Raw genomic sequence first — 18,962 nt, forward strand, 5'->3', positions numbered from 1 at the left:
GGTACGACGGGCCCGATCGGCCGTCGTGACACAGACCAGGGTGCGTCGAACCCTCCGTACACGTCCAGGTTGACTTTGTGGACCCAACCATTAAGCCTGAACTACATGATTGACCTGCGCCGACTGCACGTCCTCAGGGCGGTCGCCCACTACGGCACGGTCACCGCGGCCGCCCGCGCCCTGCACTTCACCCCGTCCGCCGCCTCCCAGCAGATCCGCCAGCTCGCCCGCGACCTGGACGTCGACCTGCTGGAACCGCAGGGGCGCGGCGTACGGCTCTCCCCGGCCGCCGAGAGCTTGCTCGCGCACGCCGACGCCATCGAGACCCGCTGGGAACAGGCCGAACTGGATCTGCGGGCCGACCACGGAGCCCCCACCGGACTGCTGCGGGTCACCGGGTTCCCGGTGGCGATCTCGGTCCTGCTGGCCCCCATGGCGGCCCGGCTGGGCGCCCGCCATCCGCGGCTGACGGTACGGATCCTGGAGACGGAGGTGTCGAAGAGCTTCGACCTGCTCTTCGAGGGGGCCACCGATCTGGCGATCGTCGAGGCGACCCCGCACAACCCGCCGCTGAGCGACGCGCGCTTCGACCAACAACCCCTGCTGGACGACCCGTTCGACCTCGTGGTCCCCGAAGGGCATCCGCTGGCCGGACGCGAGCGGGCCGGCCTGGAGGAGGCGGCGCGCGAACCGTGGATCGCGCCGGTGCCGGAGAGCCCCTGCCGGCCCCATGTGATGTCGGCCTGCGGCGCCGCCGGGTTCACCCCGGACGTCGTCCACCACGCCCTCGACTGGAACGTCACCGCCCATCTCGTCGCGCACGGGCTCGGCGTCGCCCTGATCCCGCGCCTGGCACAGCTGACCCCGCATCTGCCGATCGTCCGCGTACGCTGCACCGGCAATCCGCACCGCAAACTGCTGACCTGCACCCGAGGGGGCGGCCGTGCCCGCCCGGCGGTCGAGGCCGCGCTGCGGGAACTGCGGGAGCTGGCGCCGACGGCCGTCGCCTGAGAGCGGCGCCCCTCGCGAGGGCCTCGCGCCCGCCACGCCACCAGGCTCCTTGCCGCCGCTCGGGCGCCCCGCCACCGGGTTCCCGGCTACCGCCCGGGTGCTCCCGCGCGCAGCCCGTCCATGACGATGTCCAGCAGTCGGGTGGCCCTGGGCCGCCAGTCCCCGGCGGGGTCGAGCTGCCACAGGCCGCCGATCGCGAGAATCATGTCGTCCGAGGTCACCCCGGGGCGGATGGTTCCGGCCTCCTCGCAGGCGCGCAGCAGGAGTTCGGCCGCCTCGAGCACGGGGTTGGGCCCCGGCCTCGCCGGGCTGCCCGGTGCGCCGGTCGCCTGCCTGAGGGCGTCGGCCAGCCCGGCCTTGGTCATCGCGAACAGGGCGAGCCGGTCCATCCATTCGCGCAGGGCGCGGTCGGGCTCCCGGGTCTCCAGCAGCCGCGCCGCGCTGTCGGCCACCCGGCGCATCTCGTGCCGGTAGATCTCCAGGACGAGATCCTCCCGGCCGGGGAAGTTCCGGTAGAGCGTGCCCTGGCCGACGCCCGCCTTCTTGGCGATCACGCTCAGCGGGGTGTCGGCCGACCGGGTCAACTCGGCCAGCGCGACCTCCAGAATGCGCTCACGGTTGCGCCGCGCGTCCGACCGCAGGGGCGCCTGCGCGCGCGGGGGCGTGTCCTTGCCCTGCGGCGTGGCCTCGCCGCCCGTGTCCCGGCCCATGTCCTGCTCCGCGTCCCGACCCACTCGTCCGTCCCCCTCCGGGCATGGCCGAAACCGACTCTTGCTAAGCGGACAGCTGTCCACTAAATTTTCCCGGTAACGGACAGTCGTCCGCTTCGGTGCATCGTAGCGGTGGCCGCGGACGGTGCGGGAGGGGGCGGGCGTGCCCGTGCCCGCGGGCGGCCGACGCCGACGTTCCCGGTCCGTTGACGAGCTTCCACCTGTCGACCTTCTGACCGTTTCCCACTCGTCCGCCTCCTGAGGGCCTTGCCGGCCTGCATGGATCCGCGAAGGAAGGCTGCTCATGGCTCCCTCGACATCCAGCAGCGTCACCCTGAACATCAACGGCGAGAAGCACACGCTGTCCGTCGACCACCGCACCACCCTGCTCGACGCCCTGCGCGAGCGCCTCGATCTGACCGGCACCAAGAAGGGCTGCGACCAGGGACAGTGCGGTGCCTGCACGGTCCTGGTGGACGGCCGCCGGACCGTGTCCTGCCTGCAACTGGCCGTGGCGGCGGAGGACCGGGAGATCACCACCGTGGAAGGCCTCGCCGCGGGGGAGCGGCTGCACCCCGTACAGCAGGCCTTCCTCGACCTGGACGGCTTCCAGTGCGGTTACTGCACGCCCGGCCAGATCTGTTCCGCCGTCGCCGTCATCGAGGAGCACGCCGCGGGCTGGCCCAGCGCGGTCACCGCCGACGTACGGCCCGAAGCGGGACCGCCTCCGCTCGGCCCACAGGAGATCCGCGAACGGATGAGCGGCAACCTGTGCCGCTGCGGCGCCTACGTCTCGATCGTCGAGGCCGTCGCCCGCGCCGCCGCCGAGAGTGCCGAGGCCACCGAGGAGGCTGCCGCATGAGGGAGTTCGACTACCGGCGCGCCGACGACGTCCCGGGCGCGGTCGCCCTGCTCGACGCCGACCCCGACGCCCGCTACCTCGGTGGCGGAACCAACCTCGTCGACCTGATGAAGACCGGCGTCGAACGCCCCGCGCGACTTGTCGACTTACGCCACCTCCCCCTGGACCGGATCGAGTCGACCGGTGACGGCGGACTGCGCATCGGCGCCACCGTGACCAACAGCGACCTCGCCGCCCACCCCGAGGTCCGCCGGCGCTACCCGGCTCTGGCCCAGGCAGTGCTCGCCGGAGCCTCCGGGCAACTGCGCAACATGGCCACCGTGGGCGGAAATCTGCTCCAGCGCACCCGCTGCGGCTACTTCGCCGATGTGACCAAACCCTGCAACAAGCGGCTCCCCGGCAGTGGTTGCCCCGCCGTCGAGGGCGAGCACCGCAACCACGCCGTCCTGGGCGCCTCCGAGCACTGCGTCGCCGTCCACCCCTCCGACATGGGGGTGGCGCTGACCGCGTTCGATGCCGTCGTCTCGTATCAAACCGCCGACGGGCCGGGCGAGTCGTCCCTCGCCGACTTCTATCTGCCCGTCGGTGACACCCCGCACCGGGAGACCGCGCTGCCCCGGGGCGCGCTCATCACCGGTGTCACGCTGCCGCCGGTGCCGTCGGCCGCCCACTCCCGTTACCGCAAGGTGCGCGAACGCGCCTCGTACGCCTTCGCGATCGGCTCGGTCGCCGCGACCCTCGACGTCAGCAACGGCGTCGTACGCGAGGCGTGCCTCGCCTTCGGCGCGGTCGCGTCCCGGCCGTGGCGGGCGCGCGCGGCCGAGCGCGTCCTGAACGGCGCCCCGGCGTCCGCCGACTACTTCGCCGCGGCCGCCGACGCCGAACTGGCCGCTGCCCGGCCGCTGCCCGGCAACGCGTACAAGGTGACCCTCATGCGCAACCTCGTGGTGGCCGTCCTGTCCGAACTCGCCGAGGAGGCCGCCCGATGACCGCCACCCCGACCGGCACCACGGCCGTCACTCCGCCCGCCACCACCATCGTGAACGGCACCGCGACCGCCGGTACCGCTGCCGCCGCGACCGGCCGCGCGGCCGTGACCGGCGCCGTCGGCACCGCGCACACGCGGGTGGAGGGCCGCGAGAAGGTGACCGGAGCCGCCCGCTACGCGGGCGAGATCCCCTTCGCCGACCTCGCCCACGGCTGGCTGGTGCTGTCCACCGTCGCCCGCGGCCGGATCGGCTCCGTCGAGACCGCTCCCGTCCTCGCCATGCCGGGCGTCCTCACCGTGCTGCACCACCAGAACGCCCCGCGCCTCCACCTCGACTACATCGGCCTGCTGGGTGTCCGGCCGGACCCGACCGCCGCCGTCTTCCAGGACGACCGCGTCCCGCACGCGGGCTGGCCCGTCGCGCTCGTCGTCGCCGAGACCTCCGAGCAGGCCCGTGAGGCGGCCGAGGCGCTTGTCGTGACCTACGAACAGGAGCCGCACGACATCGAGTTCAAGGGCGACCGCCCCGACGTGTTCGCACTGGACGGGCACATGCCCGCGGTGACCGAGAAGGGCGACCTGGACGCCGAACTCGCGGCATCCGCACACGTCGTGGACGTCGAGTACACCACCCCCGAAGAGCACCACAGCATGATGGAGCCGCACGCGGCCACCGCCCGGTGGGACGGCGGGCGGCTCGACGTCGTCGACTCCAACCAGGGCGCCACGTGGATCGCCGACGAGCTCTCCCGGATGTTCTCCCTCGACGCGTCCGTCGTGCGGGTGCGCTCCGAGCACGTCGGCGGCGGCTTCGGCAGCAAGGGGCTGCGTGCCCACCAGGTGTCCGCCGTCATGGCGACGACCGCGCTGCGGCGCCCGGTCCGCGTGGTCCTGACCCGCCGTCAGATGTTCTCGCTCACCGGCTACCGCAGCCCCACCGCCCAGCGCATCAGGCTCGGAGCCGACGCCGAAGGGCGGCTGCGTGCCCTGGAACACCGCTCGCTCAGCCAGACCTCGACGGTCTGGGACTTCGTCGAGCCCAGCGCCGGCGTGGCCCGGGTGATGTACGACGCCCCCGCCCACCGCACCGCGAACGAGGCGGTGCGGCTCGACGTGCCGTCGCCGACCTGGATGCGCGCGCCGGGCGAGGCCCCGGGCGCGTTCGCGCTGGAGGCGGCGCTCGACGAACTCGCCGAGCAGTGCGGCGTCGACCCGATCGAGCTGCGCCTGCGCAACGAACCCGAACGGGGCCCGGTCTCCGGGATGCCGTTCAGCGGACGCAACCTCGCCGCCTGCTTCAAGGAGGGCGCCCGCCGCTTCGGCTGGGCCGGCCGCGACCCGCGCCCCGGCCTGCGCCGGGAGGGAAACCTGCTGATCGGCACGGGTACGGCCGCCGCATCCTTCCCCGCGGGAGCCGGCCCCTCCACGGCCGCGGTGACGGCGGAGGCGGACGGCACCTTCACCGTGCGGATCGCGGCGGCCGACATCGGCACCGGAGCCCGCACCGCGCTCACCCTGGTCGCCGCGGACGCGCTCCAGGTGCCGCCCGCGCGGATCCGGATGCGGATCGGCGACAGCGACTTCGGCCCCGCGATGATCGCCGGCGGTTCCACCGGCACCCGTTCCTGGGCCTGGGCGATCACCGTCGCGGCCGACGAACTGCGGGAACGCCTGGCGGGGGAGACCGGCATTCCGGCCCAGGGCGTCACCGTGCGCTCCGACACCACCGCGGCCCTCGGAGCCCTGGCGCAGAAAGAACGGCACTCCTTCGGGGCACAGTTCGCCGAGGTCGCCGTGGACGTCACCACCGGCGAGGTGCGGGTGCGCCGCATGCTCGGCGTGTTCGCCGCGGGGCGGATCGTCAATCCGCTCACCGCGCGCGGCCAGCTCGTCGGCGGGATGGTCTGGGGCATCTCCATGGCACTGCACGAGGAGGGGATCCGCGACCAAGCCTCGGGCGGCCACTACGGCGGCGACCTCGCGGGCTACCACATCGCCACGCACGCCGACGTACCGGTCGTCGAGGCGGACTGGGTCGACGACCCGGACCCCGACGACCCGGTCGGTATCAAGGGCATCGGCGAGGTCGGCATCGTGGGGGCCGCGGCGGCCATCGCCAACGCCGTCTGGCACGCGACCGGTGTGCGGCACCGGAGCCTGCCCATCCGCCCGGACCGGATCCTCACCGCGGGCGGCCCGCATGTTTGACATCGCCGGTGAGCTGCACCGCCGGCTCGCCGAGGGCCGGGAGTTCGCCGTCGCCACCGTGGTGTCCGTGAGCGGCAGCGCACCGCGCGGCCCCGGCGCCGCCCTCGCCGTCGACAGCGACGGCACGGTGATCGGCTCGGTCTCCGGCGGCTGCGTCGAGGGAGCGGTGTACGAGCTGTGCCTCGAGGCGCTCGCGGACGGCGGGACACGCATCCAGCGGTTCGGATACAGCGACGAGGACGCCTTCGCGGCCGGTCTGACCTGTGGCGGGATCATCGACATCACGGTCGCCCCGATCGGCGTGCACGCCCGCGCCCGCGAGGTGCTGCGGGCGGCCCTGTCCGCGGTCGTCCGCGGTGAGCCGGCGGCGCTCGCCCGGATCGTCCGGGGCCCGGCCGAACTGCTCGGCGGTGCCCTCCTGGTCCACCCCGACGGGTCGTACGAGGGCGGCCTGGCCGGCCATCCCGAGCTGGACCGCACGGCGGCGGCCGAGGCAAGGGCCCTGCTGGACGGCGGACGCACCGGTACCGTCGGCCTCTCGGCGGACGGATCGCACTGTCCCGGAGGGGTGACCCTGTTCGTGGAGTCGTCGCAGCCGCCGCCCCGCATGATCGTCTTCGGTGCGGTCGACTTCGCGACGGCGCTGGTACGGGCCGGCAAGTTCCTCGGCTACCACGTGACCGTGTGCGACGCCCGGCCGGTGTTCGCCACCCCGGCGCGGTTCCCGGAGGCGGACGAGATCGTGGTCGACTGGCCGCACCGCTATCTGCGTACCGCCGTCACCGACGGGCGCACGGTGCTCTGCGTGCTCACCCACGACGCCAAGTTCGACGTCCCCCTGCTGGCGGAGGCGCTGGCGATGCCGGTCGCGTACGTCGGGGCGATGGGATCACGCCGTACCCACGCGGACCGGGAGCGGCGGCTGCGCGAGGCGGGCGTGGGGGAGCGGGAGCTGGCCCGGCTCAGGTCGCCGATCGGCCTCGACCTCGGGGCGCGTACACCGGAGGAGACCGCTCTGTCCATCGCGGCGGAGATCGTCGCGACCCTTCGAGGCGGCACGGGCGCGCCGTTGACCGGCGCGCGGACACCGATCCATCGCGAGGAACGGGCGGCGGCGGGCGTCTGAGCAGAGGCCCGTCTGAGCAGAGACCGGGGGGCGGAGGGCCGCTGGGCCCCGCCCCGGGATCACGCCGGCCCGCCCGTACGGCCGGAGGGGCCGGAGCCGTCGTCGGTACGACTCCGGCCCCTCCGGCCGTGGGTCGGGTGCGCCTTGCGCGGGAGGCGTCAGGCGGCGGCCGGCGCGGCGGCGTGGCTGTTCAGGCGGACGATGACCTCGGTCAGCTGCTCCACGACCTCGGTGTCGTCGGCGGGGTGGAGCTCGGCGAAACGGGTCACGGAACCGGGGATGGAGAGCTTGATGTCCTCGATCACCTTGCCGCCCGCGATACCGAGGGCCTTGCGGGCCTCGTCCTGCGCCCAGACACCGCCGTACTGGCCGTAGGCGGTACCGATCACGGCGACGGGCTTGTCGCCAAGGGTGGCGGCGCCGTACGGACGGGACAGCCAGTCGATGGCGTTCTTCAGGACGGCCGGGATCGTGCCGTTGTACTCGGGCGTGAAGAGCAGCAGGGCGTCGGCGCCGGACACGGCCTCGCGCAGCTGGGCCGCGGCGGCCGGGACGCTGCCCTCGACGTCGATGTCCTCGTTGTAGAACGGGATCTCCGCAAGGCCCTCGTGCACCACGACCTCGGAGCCCTCGGGTGCGATCTTGACCGCGGCCTCCGCGAGCTGGCGGTTGTGCGAACCGGAGCGAAGGCTGCCGACGAGGGCGAGGATGCGAACAGACATGAGAACTCCCGAGGGGGTGAAAAGTCAGGGTGGAACGGCGCGGCGAAGCATCGGACGAAACATTGCCGCAATCATCCGGACCGAGGTCCGGTTATGTTTCTAGCACTCCAACCGGACCGCGGTCCAGTTTCTTCCCGATGCTTTACGCTGGCTTCATGCCCGCTGTCCCGTCGCCCGCCCCGCCGCCCCAGCAGCCCCTCGAGCCGCTGGAGTTGCCGCAACTCGGTGTCGAGATCGATGAGCCCTGCCTGCGAGCCGACGCCGCGCGCAACCGCGCACGCCTGCTGGAGGCAGCCGCCCTGCTGGTGGCGGAGCGCGGCGCGGACGGTCTGACCATGGAGGCGGTCGCCACGGCGGCCCAGGTGGGGAAGGGAACGGTCTTCCGGCGTTTCGGCGACCGCACCGGACTGCTGACGGCGCTGCTCGACCACTCCGAGAAGAAGTTCCAGGCCGCGTTCCTCTCCGGCCCCCCGCCGCTGGGACCGGGCGCACCGCCCGCGGAGCGGCTGCGGGCCTTCGGTGTCGCCCTGCTGCGCCGCACGGTCGACGAGCTGGATCTCCAGCTCGCCGCCGAACCCTGCGCCGACCGCCGCTTCACCAACCCGCCCCGCCGGGTACGGCACCACCACGTGACGCTGCTGCTGCGTGAGGCCGTCCCGGAGGCGGACTGCGACCTCCTCGCCCACACCCTGATGGCGCCGCTCGACCCCGCGCTGGTGCACCACCTGACCCAGCAGTGCGGAATGCCGCTGTCACGGCTCGAATCCGCGTGGGTGAACCTTATCGACCGCGTGACGCGACCCACGGCCCCCGCACACTGACCGAGGGCACGGCTCCCCACCCGGCCGGCGACCCGCGGGACCGTCCTGAACTGGGACGGACGCGGGACCGTGCGCTCTCAACTCCCCCGGACGACAGGCCCGTTCGCGCTTCTGCAAGGATGCCTCACGTCATGGTGCAGATACCGAACCCGCCCGCCCCCGCAGCCACCGCACCGACGCGCCCCGCGCCCACAGGTGCCGTTCCCGCGCGATCCGTGCCCCCGCCCCGTGCGCCCACGAGCCCCGCACCCACGAGTCCCCCGCCCGCAGGCGCGGTGCCCACGAGCGCCGACGTGGCCCGCCTGGCCGGCGTCTCGCGCGCGACCGTCTCCTACGTCCTGAACAACGCCGACGCCGTCCGGATCAGCGAGCCCACCCGCCGCCGCGTCCGCGAGGCCGCCAGGGAACTCGGGTACGTGCCGCACGCGGCGGCCCGCAGCTTACGCGCCGGGCACAGCCGCATGGTGCTGATGCCCGCCCCGGCCTTCCCGGTCGGCCCGGTCTACAGCCAGTTCATCAACGACCTCCAGGTGGCTCTAGGCCGCCTCGACTACACCGTCGTGCAGTACGGCACCGTCGGAGTGCACGACGACGAGGCCGCCCGTGCCTGGGCCGAGCTGCGTCCGGTGGCCGTGCTGGTCCCCGGCTCGGGACTCGGCCCCCAAGGCGTCGCCGTACTCAAACGCTCCGGCGCGCGGGCCGTGGTCACCCTCGGCCCGGAGACCGTCGAGGGCGCGCACGCCCTGCTCATGGACCACGACGTCGTCGGCCACAGCGCCGGCGCGCACCTGTTCGACCGGGGTCGGCGCCGCATCGGTGTCGTCGTCCCGCGCGAGCCCGGTCTGGAGGCGTTCTCCGCGCCCCGCCTCGCGGGAGTGCGGGCGGCCCTGCGCGGCACCGGCGCCACGGTCACCGAACTGCCCCTCGCCCACGACGAGGACGCCGCCGCCCGGCTCGCCGCCCGATGGCGCGACCTGGACCTCGACGCCGTGTTCACGTACAACGACGAGTACGCGATGCTGCTGATGCGGGCGCTGCTCGACGCCGGCGTCCGCGTTCCCGAGGAGACGGCCGTGGTCGGCGCCGACAACCTCATGCTGGGCCGGCTGCTGCGACCCCGGCTGACCACGGTCCACCTCGATCTGCCGTCCGGCACCGAGCTCGCCGCACTCGTCGACCGCACGGTGCGCGACCCGGCCGTCGCCCCCGAGGCGCACAAGGTGCTGGGCGCGTCAGTGATCCGGCGCGAATCCGGCTGACGCGGGCCGGTGTGGGCTGACGCCGGCCCGCGCGGGCCGCGGCCTGGACCTGGCGGAGCGTATCCCGACGGGGATCGTGCACATCAACGACCAGACCGTGAACGACGAGGCCGTCGCTCCCTTCGGCGGCGTCGCCGCTTCCGGCACCGGTTTCCGCTTCGACGGCGACGCCGACCTGGACGCGTTCACCGACGTGCGCGGGACCACCGTGCGCGGGGACGTCGCGCAGTACCCGTTCTGGAAGCGGTCGATCCGGAGCTACCCGTTCCGCAAGCTGCGGTGATGCCCGGAGCCGGGGCGGTCACTCGCCCTGGTTCCGGGCGTCCGCCTTGCCGTCGCCCTGTGCCGCCTGCTGCTCGGCGATGGACTTGCGGACCTCGTCCATGTCCAGCTTCCGGGCCTGCCCGATGACGTCCGTCAGCGCGGCCTCGGGCAGCGCGCCCGGCTGCGCGAACACGGCCACCTGGTCGCGGACGATCATCAACGTCGGGATCGACTGGATGTTGAAGGCCGCGGCCAACTCCGGCTGCGCCTCCGTGTCCACCTTGCCGAACACCAGGTCCGGGTTGGCCTCCGCCGCCTTGTCGTACACCGGTGCGAACTGACGGCACGGCCCGCACCAGGACGCCCAGAAGTCGATCAGAACGAACTCGTTCTCCGTGACCAACTGGTCGAAGTTCTCCTTGGTGAGCTCCACGGTGCTGCTCATGCGTATGTCCCTCTTCCTGATATCGGGGCGAGCCGTCGGTACAACCACGGGCGACCGGTCACGTATTCCGCGCCCCTACCCACCTGGCCACCACGCACACCACCCACCAGACTGGCGTCATGACACAGACGCGAACGGAAGCGCCGGAATCGGAATCCCTCGACTACGACGTCGTCGTGCTCGGTGCGGGGCCCGTCGGGGAGAACGTCGCCGACCGCACCCGAGCGGCAGGGCTCTCCACCGCGATCGTGGAGAGCGAACTGGTGGGCGGCGAGTGCTCCTACTGGGCGTGCATGCCCAGCAAGGCTCTGCTGCGCCCCGTCCTCGCGCGGGCCGATGCCCGCCGCCTCCCCGGCCTGAGCGCGTCGGTGCAGGGACCGCTCGACGCGGGCGCGGTCCTGGCCCGCCGGAACGAGTACACCTCCCAGTGGAAGGACGACGGCCAGGTCCAGTGGCTCGAGTCCGTCGGCGTCGACCTCCACCGCGGCGTCGGCCGGCTCACCGGCCCGCGCACGGTGACCGTCACCGCCGACGGAACGCGACGCGTTCTCACCGCCCGGCACGCCGTCGCCGTCTGCACCGGCAGCCGCGCGCTGCTGCCGGGCCTGCCCGGACTCGACGAGGTCGCGCCGTGGACCAGTAGGGAGGCCACCAGCGCCCAGGCCGTGCCCGGCAGGCTGGTCGTGGTCGGCGGCGGTGTCGTCGCCTCCGAGATGGCCACGGCGTGGCAGGGGCTCGGCTCCCGGGTCACGCTCCTGGTGCGCGGCAAGGGCTTGCTCTCCCGCATGGAGCCCTTCGCCGGGGAACTGGTCGCCGAGGCGCTCACCGAGGCCGGCGCGGACATCCGTACCGGCACCTCCGCCGCCTCGGTCACCAGGGAGAACGGTGTCGTCGTGGTCGTCACCGACGCGGGGGAGCGGATCGAGGCCGACGAGATCCTCTTCGCCACCGGCCGCGCCCCGCGCACCGACGACATCGGCCTGGAGACCGTCGGTCTGGAACCCGGCTCCTGGCTCGGCGTGGACGACAGTCTCCAAGTGACCGGCCGGGACTGGCTCTACGCGGTCGGTGACGTCAACAAACGTGCCCTGCTCACCCATCAGGGCAAGTACCAGGCCCGTATCGCCGGTGCCGCCATCGCCGCCAGGGCCGCGGGGGAGCCGGTGGCCGACGGGGCCTGGGGCGCGCACGCCGCCACCGCCGACCACGACGCGGTCCCCCAGGTCGTGTTCACCGATCCGGAAGCGGCCTCGGTGGGCCTCTCCCTGGCCGAGGCGGAGAAAGCGGGGCACCGCGTCCGCGCCGTCGACGTCGACCTGGCCTCGGTCGCCGGCGCCGGGCTGTACGGCGAGGGCTACACGGGCCGCGCCCGCATGGTCGTCGACCTCGAGAGCGAGACCCTGCGCGGCGTCACCTTCGTCGGCCCCGGCGTGGGCGAACTCGTCCACTCGGCCACCGTCGCGGTTGTCGCCCAGGTGCCGGTCGCCCGCCTGTGGCACGCGGTCCCGTCGTACCCGACGATCAGCGAGGTGTGGCTCCGGCTGCTGGAGGCATACCGGGACGCCTGAGGGGCCTGAGGGGCCTGAGGATTTTGAGGGTCCTGAGGGCTCGGGAGGCTCGGAGGCGGCGGGCGGGCCGGGCGGGCCGGGCGGGGATTTCCTCCGCCCGGCACCCGTGCCCGAATGTGCGCCCGGTCCTCTCCCCGATCCGGGTCCCGAGCCCGTGCCCGGTCACGGCAGTTCGAAGCCCAGTGCCCGCGCGGCCTCCTCCGGCGTGGGTTGCGTCCAGCGCTCCGCCATCGCCTGATGGGACGACAGCGAGCGCGGTTCTGCCCGGTCGAGGTAGAGCGTGCCGTCGAGGTGGTCCGTCTCGTGCTGCACGATCCGGGCAGGCCAGCCGCCGAACACCTCGTCCACCGCCCGCCCGTGCTCGTCCTGCCCGGTCAGCCGCACCTCGGCGTGCCGCGCCACCACCGCCTGGTACCCGGGCACGCTCAGGCACCCCTCGAAGAACGCCGCCCGCTCACCGCCGACCGGCGCGTAGACCGGATTGACCAGCACCCGGAACGGCTGCCGCACCCGACCGCGCGCCACCGCCACCTCCTCCGTGACGGGCGCCGGATCCTCGATCACCGCGATCCGCAGCCCCACCCCGACCTGCGGCGCCGCCAGCCCGACCCCCGGCGCGGCGTGCATGGTGACCCGAAGCGCCTCGACGAACCGGGCCAGCAGCGCGGGCTCCAACTGGCCGTCGAAGGGTTCGGACGCCCGCCGCAGCACCGGATCCCCGGCCGTGACGATGGGCAACGGCCCGCCCCCGGCGAGGAGTTGCTCGACCCGCTCGGCCAGGGGTACACGATCGTTCGGAGTTCCCATCGAGTCAGGATGCCATGCGCCCGACGGACCGCCGCCGTCGTGAGTGGCGCAGCTCACACAGCCGTCCCGGGAACTCGGCGCCCCGCCGCCCCGACCACTGGAGCAGCATCACGGCCGCCAAGACGCCCTCGGGAGAAACCCACCGATGACCACCACCCCCTCGACCACCACGGACGAGGCCACCCAATCCCCCACCCCCGCACGGCAGAGATCCGGCTGGAGCACCCTGCGCCCCCTGATTCTGCGCCTGCACTTCTACGCGGGCGTGGTGGTGGCCCCGTTCCTGCTCGTCGCCGCTCTCACCGGCCTGCTGTACGCCGCGTCCTTCCAGGCCGAGAAGATCGTCTACGACCATGAGCTGACCGTCCCCGTCGGGGACCGCGAACTGCCCCTCTCCGAACAGGTCGCCGCCGCCCGCAAGGCCCACCCCGAGGGCACGGTGTCCGCGATACGCCCCTCGCCCGAGGCGGACGCCACGACCAGGGTGATGCTGTCCGGAGTGGAGGGCGTCGACCCGAACCACACCCTCGCCGTGTTCGTCGACCCGTACACCGGGGAGGTGCGCGGCACGCTGGAGCAGTACGGTTCCAGCGGCGCACTGCCGCTGCGCACCTGGATCGACGAGTTCCACCGCGACCTGCACCTCGGTGAAACGGGCCGCCTCTACAGCGAGTTCGCGGCCAGTTGGCTGTGGGCGATCGCCGGCGGCGGCCTGGTGCTGTGGTTCTCCCGCCGCCGCGCCCTGCGCAGGATCCGCGGCACCAGCGGCCGACGGCGCACCCTGGGTCTGCACGGCGGCATCGGCGCCTGGGCCGCGGTCGGCTTCCTCTTCCTCTCCGCGACCGGGCTGACCTGGTCCACGTACACCGGCGCCAACATCGCCGATCTGCGCACCTCGCTCGGCCAGGAGACGCCCGCGGTGTCGGCCGCGGCGGGCGGCGAACACGCGGAGCACGACACGGCCGGCGGCACCGGGGGCGACGCGGCGCACGGGGTCGGCCTCGACCGGGTCCTCGCGGCGGCACGGGCCGAGCGGCTCGACAACCCGGTGGAGATCGTTCCGCCCGCCGACGCGGCCTCCGCGTACGTCGTGAAGCAGATCCAGCGCAGCTGGCCCGAGAAGCAGGACGCCGTCGCCGTCGACCCGGCCACCGGCCAGGTCACCGACGTCGTGCGGTGGGCCGACTATCCGGTGCTCGCCAAACTCAGCCGCTGGGGCATCGACCTGCACACCGGCAGCCTCTTCGGCCTGCCCAACCAGGTCGCGCTGATGCTGCTCGCGGCCTCCCTGATCCTGCTCATCCTGTGGGGCTACCGCATGTGGTGGCAGCGCGGCCGGGGCTCGGCCTTCGGCCGGCCGATCCCACGCGGCGCCTGGCAGCAGGTCCCACCGTACATCCTCGTCCCGCTGTTGGCGGCGATCGCCGTACTCGGCTACTTCGTCCCGCTCCTCGGCCTCCCGCTGGCCGCCTTCCTCGCCGTCGACATCGTCCTCGGGGAGATCGCACACCGGCGGGGCCGGAAGAACGGAGGGGGTGGGGGAGCCGGGGAAACCGAGGGAGCCGAGGGCGGCGAACCGGCTGGGATGGTGCGGACGCCGTAACCGGAGCGCCCCCGGACGAACCGTACGCGCGCCGGTGCCCGGTTTCCCTCCGGGGAGAACCGGGCACCGGCGCGCGTGACATCACCGCGCAAGGCCGGGCCGATCCCGGGCTCGCTGCCTACGCGGGGTCGGGCTCGCGGTCGACGCTGCCGTCGAAGTCGCCCGCCAGCGCGGCGGCGATCCGCAGGTGGGACTGTGCCTCCTCGCTCCGACCCTGCCGCTCCAGGGTGCGGCCGAGCATCAGCCGGGCGTAGTGCTCCACCGGGTCGCGCTCCACGATGGCGAGCAACTCGGCTTCGGCACGGCGCAGTTGGGCCGAGTGGTAGTAGGAACGCGCCAGCAGCAGCCGCGGCCCGGTCTGCTCCGGAACCTCCTCGACCAGCCCGCTCAGGACGCGCGCCGCGGCGGCGTAGTCCTTGGCGTCGAAGAACAGCCCGGCACGCTCCCAGCGCTCGGCCGGGGTTCCGTGGTCGTAGTAGTACGTGGTGTCCACTCGTGACCTCCTTCGAGGCCGACAACGGACGGAGTTGCTTGAATATTCCACTACTGGCCCGGAGCTGCCGATGTTGCGGCCAGCTCCCGGTTGGCCCGCTCGGTGACGAGGGCCAGTACCCGTCCGGTGACCGCGAGTTCATCGGGCGGAATGCCGGCGTAGATCCTGGCAGCGATCGCCTTGGTCTCGGCGGACGTCGTGTCGTGCAGCTTCCTCCCGGCGTCCGTGATCCGCACCAGGGAACATCCCTCCGGGGCCAGCAGCCCCGCGGCGATCAGCTCGTCGACCACGCCGTCCGCCTCGGGGTGGCCGGTCTTCAGGGCGCCCGTGATGTCCTCGACCAGGCGGGCGCGGTCGACCGGTCCCCCGGCCACGGCGACGAGCCGGAGGGTCACCGACTGCTGGAAGGGGATGCCGTGGTGGGCCAGCACGCTCTCCAGGACGGCGCGGCTCGCGTAGTGGGCAAGGCCGATGGCGCGGCCGTCGACAGGGGGTGCGGTGGTGGTCATGACTGCTCCGTCTCGTGAGCGTTGGCGTTGTCGCCGACGGCGTCCGCCGATGCGGCGAGGGGCGTGCCGAGGAGGGCCGTCAGATCGCGGGTGAACGCGCGGGTGCGCGGACCGTCGAGGGGCTCCAGCAACTGCCCCAGGAGCACGTGCACGACGTCGATCGCCTGACGGGTGACCTCGCTGCCCCGTTCCGTGAGCGCCAGTTGCATGGCGCGGGGGTCGCGCGGGTCCCGGGTGCGTTCGAGGAGGCCGGCGGCCTCCAGGGCGCGGGCGAGCTTCGACACGTAGAGCGCTTCGAGTCCCGTGTGGTCGGCGAGCCGGCGCTGGCTGGGCCGCTCTCCGGCACGTCCCATCCCGTACAGCGACGCCACCAGCGAGTACTGCGCGTGGGTCAGCCCCAGCGGGGCCACCGCGCGGTCGACCGCGACGCACCACTTCATGGACAGACGCCAGACCAGAAACCCCGGCGTCGCGCCCTCGGGCGCCGAATGTACCGAACTCATGAGTCGATACAGTACATGGCGACTATAGCCATGGCTACTGATTCCATCGTCCCTCGTGCTGCTGCAACGCCTCCCGCCGCCTTCCGCGTGGCGCGGCGACGGATTGACGCGTTGCCTCGCGGGGCTAAGTTGGGCGACATGAGCAATCTTGAGCGGGAGGCCGTTCCGTCCCTGTGCGGTGGGCGCGGCTTCGTGGTGGCAGAGCCGGTGCGTGAACTCCTCAGTCCCCGGAAGGTCAAGCTCGGAGAGTCCAGCGAGGTCCGGCGGCTGCTGCCGAACCTGGGGCGGCGCATGGTCGGAGCCTGGTGCTTCGTCGACCACTACGGTCCCGACGACATCGCCGACGAGCCCGGCATGCAGGTGGCACCGCACCCGCACATGGGTCTGCAGACGGTGAGCTGGCTGCACCAGGGCGAGGTCCTGCACCGTGACTCCACGGGCAGCCTCCAAATGATCCGCCCGCGCGAACTGGGCCTGATGACGTCGGGCGGGGCGATCAGCCACTCCGAGGAGAGCCCCCGCTCGCACGCCCGCTTCCTGCACGGCGCCCAGCTCTGGGTCGCCCTCCCGGACGGCCACCGCCACACCGACCCCCACTTCGAGCACCACGCCGACCTGCCGGTCGTCACGGCGCAGGGCGTCAACGCCACGCTCATCCTCGGCAGCCTCGACGGCGCCACCTCGCCCGGCACGGCGTACACCCCGATCGTCGGCGCCGACCTGTCCCTGGCCGGCGGCGCGGATGTCCGCCTGCCTTTGGAGCGCGACTTCGAGTACGCGGTCCTCGCGATGTCCGGCGAGGTCCACGTGGACGGCGTACCGGTGCTCCCGGGATCGATGCTCTACCTCGGCTGCGGCCGCGACGAACTTCCGCTGCGGGCCGAGTCCGACGCGTCCGTGATGCTCCTGGGCGGCGAGCCGTTCGAGGAGGAGCTGATCATGTTCTGGAACTGGATCGGCCGCACCCAGGAGGAGATCGAACAGGCCCGCCGGGACTGGATGGAGGGCACGCGGTTCGGCGAGGTGAAGGGCTACGACGGCGCCCCGCTGCCCGCTCCCGAGCTGCCTGCGACGCCTCTGAAACCGCGGGGAAGGGTGCGTTGACCTGCGGAAACGGTTGATGGGTCGGGGTGGGCGAGCGATGTTTCGCCGCGCGTTGTCGCTTGCCCTTCGTCAGGTAACGGGCGGGCGGCGGACGTGCTGCAGGCGCGATGCGCGGTGCTGCGTCATTCCATGGTGTGTCCGTCTGTGGGCGGCTGTGGCAGGACTCTTGCTAACCCTTTGCTAACTCTACTGATGAGTCATCAAATTTCGGTGGAGGTTCGCGTCGTGCCTTCGCGGCGGTGCAGTGGTCGTCGCAGCCTGGGTGGCCACCGCCCGGATGCCGACCTGGCGGGTGTTTGAGTCATACTCCGGTGCGGGAGCTCGGTGCTCGGCCTGTCGGTTTGTGGGAACTCGACAAGGTGTGAGCGGCCGCAGGGGTGGGCGCTCTTGGCACTGCTCCTTGGAGGGGGTGCCGTGGCGGAGTGCTCCCAGCAGGTTCTTCGTTTGCTGGTAGCGCGGCGCTTGCGTGTCTCTGGCCTGTGTCGATGACGTAAGTTGCTCCTGATACGGCTTCGTTGGCCCGTCAATGGTCCCGATCTTGACTTCTCGCCTCCGCCGGTGCGGGCGAGAACTCCGGACCCGGCTACGACCGATGGGGGACGGCGAGACACCTCCGCGTGCTTGGGGCCCTGTGGCGTGGCGGGAAGGACGGCGCTCAATGGGATGCGCCTACGGCGCGTGCCGGTACCACATGGCACAGGTGGTAAATACCGTCTGTGGGCGTCCAGGCCAGTCCAGGATGAGCGAGTAATGCCAGGTCAGAGTGTTTTGGTCCGGGGGAGTCGACGCAGTCGGTGACAGGCGTGTGACAGCGGCGTGCGACGAGAAGCCCCGCGGGTGCGGCCTGGCGGGGCTTCCGGACAGGTGGGTTACAACGCCGGCGCGGGTGCCGTTGCACTCGGTTGTCCTCTTGGGAGCCACCCGAAGCAAGGACACAGTGACGGCACGCGTTATACGGCCGATGCGCAACACACGACCCAGGGACTTGGCGCGATCAACCAGGACATATTCGTTTGCTGACGCAAAGTCCAGCGTCTCCTGATGCGGCTCACGAGGCCAGCCTGAAGTCGTCCTGCACAGGCTAGCCCTCGCTGGGCAGGCCCAGGGGAAGCAGCGGTTGACCACCCCGTTCTCCGGCTCCTCCGCAGCGGTTCGGGCGTCCCAGTTGCTGTCGGCGGGCGGCCGATGCGGCGGCAGTGACTTGGTCGATCGGGGCCTGGACGAGTGGTTCCCGGGAGCGGTGCAGGAACGCCTGCCCGAGCAGCCGACCCGCCGCACGACGGCACGCCCCGGTGCGAAATACTCTCCCGATGAGTTCACGCAACTCCCCGATCAGCCAGCCGATCACGATACGGAGGGCCGTTGCGCGGGATGCCAAACGGCTCACACGGCTCGTGCGTGGCTCAGGCGCCTACGCGGGTAAGTACGCAGCCGCAGTCGCGGGCTACCGGGTCGGGCCTGATTACATCGAGGCCCACCGCGCCTTTGTGGCTGTCGGTGCCGACGAGCATGGAGGCCGGGTCCTCGGGTTCTACTCGCTCGTCCTCGCTCCACCGGAGCTCGACCTGCTATTCGTCGACGACGAAGCGCAAGGGCGGGGTATTGGGCGGCTGCTCGTCGCGCACATGCAGTCCGAGGCCCGTGCCGCCGGGCTAGACCGTGTCAAGGTCGTGTCGCATCTTCCTGCCGAGGACTTCTACCACCGCGCAGGTGCAGTGCGGATCGGGACCGCGCTCGCGAACCCGCCCGCCGTGCCGTGGGACCGTCCCGAATTCGAGTTTCGCGTTTCTTCGGAATGACGCGGTGTGCCGGTTCGCAGGGCACCCGGCTTCGCCTGCATGGTGGCCGGCATGCAGAGCCGCTGGACGCCGCGCGTTCCGTGTGTGCCGTCCCCTCTGCCCTGGCGGGGGGAACGCCTGCGCCAGCGGTTGGGGGAGGTGGAGGATGGCCTATCCGGGG

18 protein-coding genes and 1 pseudogene are annotated in these 18,962 nt (G+C 72.4%); 12 read left to right on the forward strand and 7 right to left on the reverse strand.

Annotated features, from left to right (window positions below):
• Window positions 1-105: 105 nt before the first annotated feature.
• Window positions 106-1,011 (forward strand): LysR family transcriptional regulator, encoded by a 906-nt coding sequence (locus tag ACFP2V_RS08980; protein WP_381208144.1) that lies wholly within the window; start codon window positions 106-108, stop codon window positions 1,009-1,011.
• Window positions 1,012-1,097: 86 nt separating this feature from the next.
• On the opposite strand, the gene ACFP2V_RS08985 is transcribed toward ACFP2V_RS08980, so the two are convergent.
• Window positions 1,098-1,721, reverse strand: coding sequence for a TetR/AcrR family transcriptional regulator (locus tag ACFP2V_RS08985; protein ID WP_381208147.1), 624 nt, complete (start codon window positions 1,719-1,721; stop codon window positions 1,098-1,100).
• 304 nt (window positions 1,722-2,025) lie between these two features.
• On the opposite strand from ACFP2V_RS08985, the gene ACFP2V_RS08990 reads away from it, so the two are divergent.
• From ACFP2V_RS08990 to ACFP2V_RS09005, 4 genes are read left to right on the forward strand one after another with little or no spacing between them, the layout of a single operon-like run.
• Window positions 2,026-2,583, forward strand: coding sequence for a 2Fe-2S iron-sulfur cluster-binding protein (locus ACFP2V_RS08990; protein WP_381208150.1), 558 nt, complete (start codon window positions 2,026-2,028; stop codon window positions 2,581-2,583).
• Window positions 2,580-3,572 (forward strand): FAD binding domain-containing protein, encoded by a 993-nt coding sequence (locus ACFP2V_RS08995; protein WP_381208153.1) that lies wholly within the window; start codon window positions 2,580-2,582, stop codon window positions 3,570-3,572. Before ACFP2V_RS08990 ends, ACFP2V_RS08995 begins: the two co-directional genes overlap by 4 nt.
• A complete protein-coding gene (locus tag ACFP2V_RS09000) occupies window positions 3,569-5,779 on the forward strand; it encodes a xanthine dehydrogenase family protein molybdopterin-binding subunit (RefSeq protein ID WP_381208156.1) in 2,211 nt (736 codons plus the stop codon). Before ACFP2V_RS08995 ends, ACFP2V_RS09000 begins: the two co-directional genes overlap by 4 nt.
• Window positions 5,772-6,905, forward strand: coding sequence for an XdhC family protein (locus tag ACFP2V_RS09005; protein WP_381208158.1), 1,134 nt, complete (start codon window positions 5,772-5,774; stop codon window positions 6,903-6,905). The genes ACFP2V_RS09000 and ACFP2V_RS09005 overlap by 8 nt, the downstream gene beginning before the upstream one ends.
• 158 nt (window positions 6,906-7,063) lie before the next feature.
• Here the strand turns inward: ACFP2V_RS09005 and ACFP2V_RS09010 are convergent, their stop codons facing one another.
• A complete protein-coding gene (locus ACFP2V_RS09010) occupies window positions 7,064-7,627 on the reverse strand; it encodes an NADPH-dependent FMN reductase (protein WP_381208161.1) in 564 nt (187 codons plus the stop codon).
• 155 nt (window positions 7,628-7,782) lie between these two features.
• Here ACFP2V_RS09010 and ACFP2V_RS09015 point away from each other — a divergent pair, with 155 nt between their 5' ends.
• The 3 genes and pseudogenes from ACFP2V_RS09015 to ACFP2V_RS09025 all read left to right on the forward strand — a co-directional run.
• Window positions 7,783-8,448, forward strand: a complete 666-nt coding sequence (locus ACFP2V_RS09015; RefSeq protein ID WP_381208164.1) for a TetR/AcrR family transcriptional regulator — start codon at window positions 7,783-7,785, stop codon at window positions 8,446-8,448.
• Between the two features lie 119 nt (window positions 8,449-8,567).
• A complete protein-coding gene (locus ACFP2V_RS09020) occupies window positions 8,568-9,707 on the forward strand; it encodes a LacI family DNA-binding transcriptional regulator (protein WP_381208167.1) in 1,140 nt (379 codons plus the stop codon).
• Window positions 9,708-9,738: 31 nt separating this feature from the next.
• Window positions 9,739-9,990 (forward strand): annotated as a pseudogene (locus ACFP2V_RS09025) (aldehyde dehydrogenase family protein); the annotation flags it as partial.
• Between the two features lie 18 nt (window positions 9,991-10,008).
• Here ACFP2V_RS09025 and trxA read toward each other — a convergent pair.
• A complete protein-coding gene (trxA, locus tag ACFP2V_RS09030) occupies window positions 10,009-10,416 on the reverse strand; it encodes a thioredoxin (protein WP_381208169.1) in 408 nt (135 codons plus the stop codon).
• Window positions 10,417-10,535: 119 nt separating this feature from the next.
• Here trxA and ACFP2V_RS09035 point away from each other — a divergent pair, with 119 nt between their 5' ends.
• On the forward strand, window positions 10,536-11,984 hold the full coding sequence (locus ACFP2V_RS09035) for a dihydrolipoyl dehydrogenase family protein (RefSeq protein ID WP_381208172.1): 1,449 nt from the start codon (window positions 10,536-10,538) through the stop codon (window positions 11,982-11,984).
• 162 nt (window positions 11,985-12,146) lie between these two features.
• Here ACFP2V_RS09035 and ACFP2V_RS09040 read toward each other — a convergent pair whose 3' ends face one another.
• The gene (locus ACFP2V_RS09040) at window positions 12,147-12,791 is read right to left on the reverse strand and encodes a peptide deformylase (protein WP_381208175.1); all 645 of its coding nucleotides are present in this window, start codon (window positions 12,789-12,791) and stop codon (window positions 12,147-12,149) included.
• A 145-nt stretch (window positions 12,792-12,936) separates the two neighbouring features.
• On the opposite strand from ACFP2V_RS09040, the gene ACFP2V_RS09045 reads away from it, so the two are divergent.
• The gene (locus ACFP2V_RS09045) at window positions 12,937-14,394 is read left to right on the forward strand and encodes a PepSY-associated TM helix domain-containing protein (protein WP_381208178.1); all 1,458 of its coding nucleotides are present in this window, start codon (window positions 12,937-12,939) and stop codon (window positions 14,392-14,394) included.
• 118 nt (window positions 14,395-14,512) lie between these two features.
• Here ACFP2V_RS09045 and ACFP2V_RS09050 read toward each other — a convergent pair whose 3' ends face one another.
• The 3 genes from ACFP2V_RS09050 to ACFP2V_RS09060 are packed head-to-tail and all read right to left on the reverse strand — an operon-like array spanning window position 14,513 to window position 15,899.
• Window positions 14,513-14,887, reverse strand: coding sequence for a tetratricopeptide repeat protein (locus ACFP2V_RS09050; protein ID WP_381208180.1), 375 nt, complete (start codon window positions 14,885-14,887; stop codon window positions 14,513-14,515).
• 50 nt (window positions 14,888-14,937) lie between these two features.
• Window positions 14,938-15,396: a MarR family winged helix-turn-helix transcriptional regulator gene (locus tag ACFP2V_RS09055; RefSeq protein WP_381208183.1), complete on the reverse strand. Its 459-nt coding sequence runs from the start codon at window positions 15,394-15,396 to the stop codon at window positions 14,938-14,940.
• Window positions 15,393-15,899, reverse strand: coding sequence for a MarR family winged helix-turn-helix transcriptional regulator (locus ACFP2V_RS09060; protein WP_381208186.1), 507 nt, complete (start codon window positions 15,897-15,899; stop codon window positions 15,393-15,395). The genes ACFP2V_RS09055 and ACFP2V_RS09060 overlap by 4 nt, the downstream gene beginning before the upstream one ends.
• 138 nt (window positions 15,900-16,037) lie before the next feature.
• On the opposite strand from ACFP2V_RS09060, the gene ACFP2V_RS09065 reads away from it, so the two are divergent.
• On the forward strand, window positions 16,038-17,003 hold the full coding sequence (locus tag ACFP2V_RS09065; RefSeq protein WP_381208188.1) for a pirin family protein: 966 nt from the start codon (window positions 16,038-16,040) through the stop codon (window positions 17,001-17,003).
• 1,310 nt (window positions 17,004-18,313) lie between these two features.
• Window positions 18,314-18,802, forward strand: a complete 489-nt coding sequence (locus ACFP2V_RS09070) for a GNAT family N-acetyltransferase (protein ID WP_381208191.1) — start codon at window positions 18,314-18,316, stop codon at window positions 18,800-18,802.
• Window positions 18,803-18,962 lie beyond the last annotated feature (160 nt).

The organism is Streptomyces incanus, from assembly GCF_042656345.1.
In the GTDB taxonomy this organism is placed as follows: Bacteria; Actinomycetota; Actinomycetes; order Streptomycetales; family Streptomycetaceae; genus Streptomyces; species Streptomyces incanus.

Excerpts from the sequence above, each read along its gene's own strand:
- ACFP2V_RS08980 (WP_381208144.1), top strand. The coding sequence starts at position 106 with ATGATTGACCTGCGCCGACTGCACGTCCTCAGGGCGGTCGCCCACTAC.
- ACFP2V_RS08985 (WP_381208147.1), bottom strand. The coding sequence starts at position 1,721 with ATGGGCCGGGACACGGGCGGCGAGGCCACGCCGCAGGGCAAGGACACG.
- ACFP2V_RS08990 (WP_381208150.1), top strand. The coding sequence starts at position 2,026 with ATGGCTCCCTCGACATCCAGCAGCGTCACCCTGAACATCAACGGCGAG.
- ACFP2V_RS08995 (WP_381208153.1), top strand. The coding sequence starts at position 2,580 with ATGAGGGAGTTCGACTACCGGCGCGCCGACGACGTCCCGGGCGCGGTC.
- ACFP2V_RS09000 (WP_381208156.1), top strand. The coding sequence starts at position 3,569 with ATGACCGCCACCCCGACCGGCACCACGGCCGTCACTCCGCCCGCCACC.
- ACFP2V_RS09005 (WP_381208158.1), top strand. The coding sequence starts at position 5,772 with ATGTTTGACATCGCCGGTGAGCTGCACCGCCGGCTCGCCGAGGGCCGG.
- ACFP2V_RS09010 (WP_381208161.1), bottom strand. The coding sequence starts at position 7,627 with ATGTCTGTTCGCATCCTCGCCCTCGTCGGCAGCCTTCGCTCCGGTTCG.
- ACFP2V_RS09015 (WP_381208164.1), top strand. The coding sequence starts at position 7,783 with ATGCCCGCTGTCCCGTCGCCCGCCCCGCCGCCCCAGCAGCCCCTCGAG.
- ACFP2V_RS09020 (WP_381208167.1), top strand. The coding sequence starts at position 8,568 with ATGCCTCACGTCATGGTGCAGATACCGAACCCGCCCGCCCCCGCAGCC.
- trxA (WP_381208169.1), bottom strand. The coding sequence starts at position 10,416 with ATGAGCAGCACCGTGGAGCTCACCAAGGAGAACTTCGACCAGTTGGTC.
- ACFP2V_RS09035 (WP_381208172.1), top strand. The coding sequence starts at position 10,536 with ATGACACAGACGCGAACGGAAGCGCCGGAATCGGAATCCCTCGACTAC.
- ACFP2V_RS09040 (WP_381208175.1), bottom strand. The coding sequence starts at position 12,791 with ATGGGAACTCCGAACGATCGTGTACCCCTGGCCGAGCGGGTCGAGCAA.
- ACFP2V_RS09045 (WP_381208178.1), top strand. The coding sequence starts at position 12,937 with ATGACCACCACCCCCTCGACCACCACGGACGAGGCCACCCAATCCCCC.
- ACFP2V_RS09055 (WP_381208183.1), bottom strand. The coding sequence starts at position 15,396 with ATGACCACCACCGCACCCCCTGTCGACGGCCGCGCCATCGGCCTTGCC.
- ACFP2V_RS09060 (WP_381208186.1), bottom strand. The coding sequence starts at position 15,899 with ATGAGTTCGGTACATTCGGCGCCCGAGGGCGCGACGCCGGGGTTTCTG.
- ACFP2V_RS09065 (WP_381208188.1), top strand. The coding sequence starts at position 16,038 with ATGAGCAATCTTGAGCGGGAGGCCGTTCCGTCCCTGTGCGGTGGGCGC.
- ACFP2V_RS09070 (WP_381208191.1), top strand. The coding sequence starts at position 18,314 with ATGAGTTCACGCAACTCCCCGATCAGCCAGCCGATCACGATACGGAGG.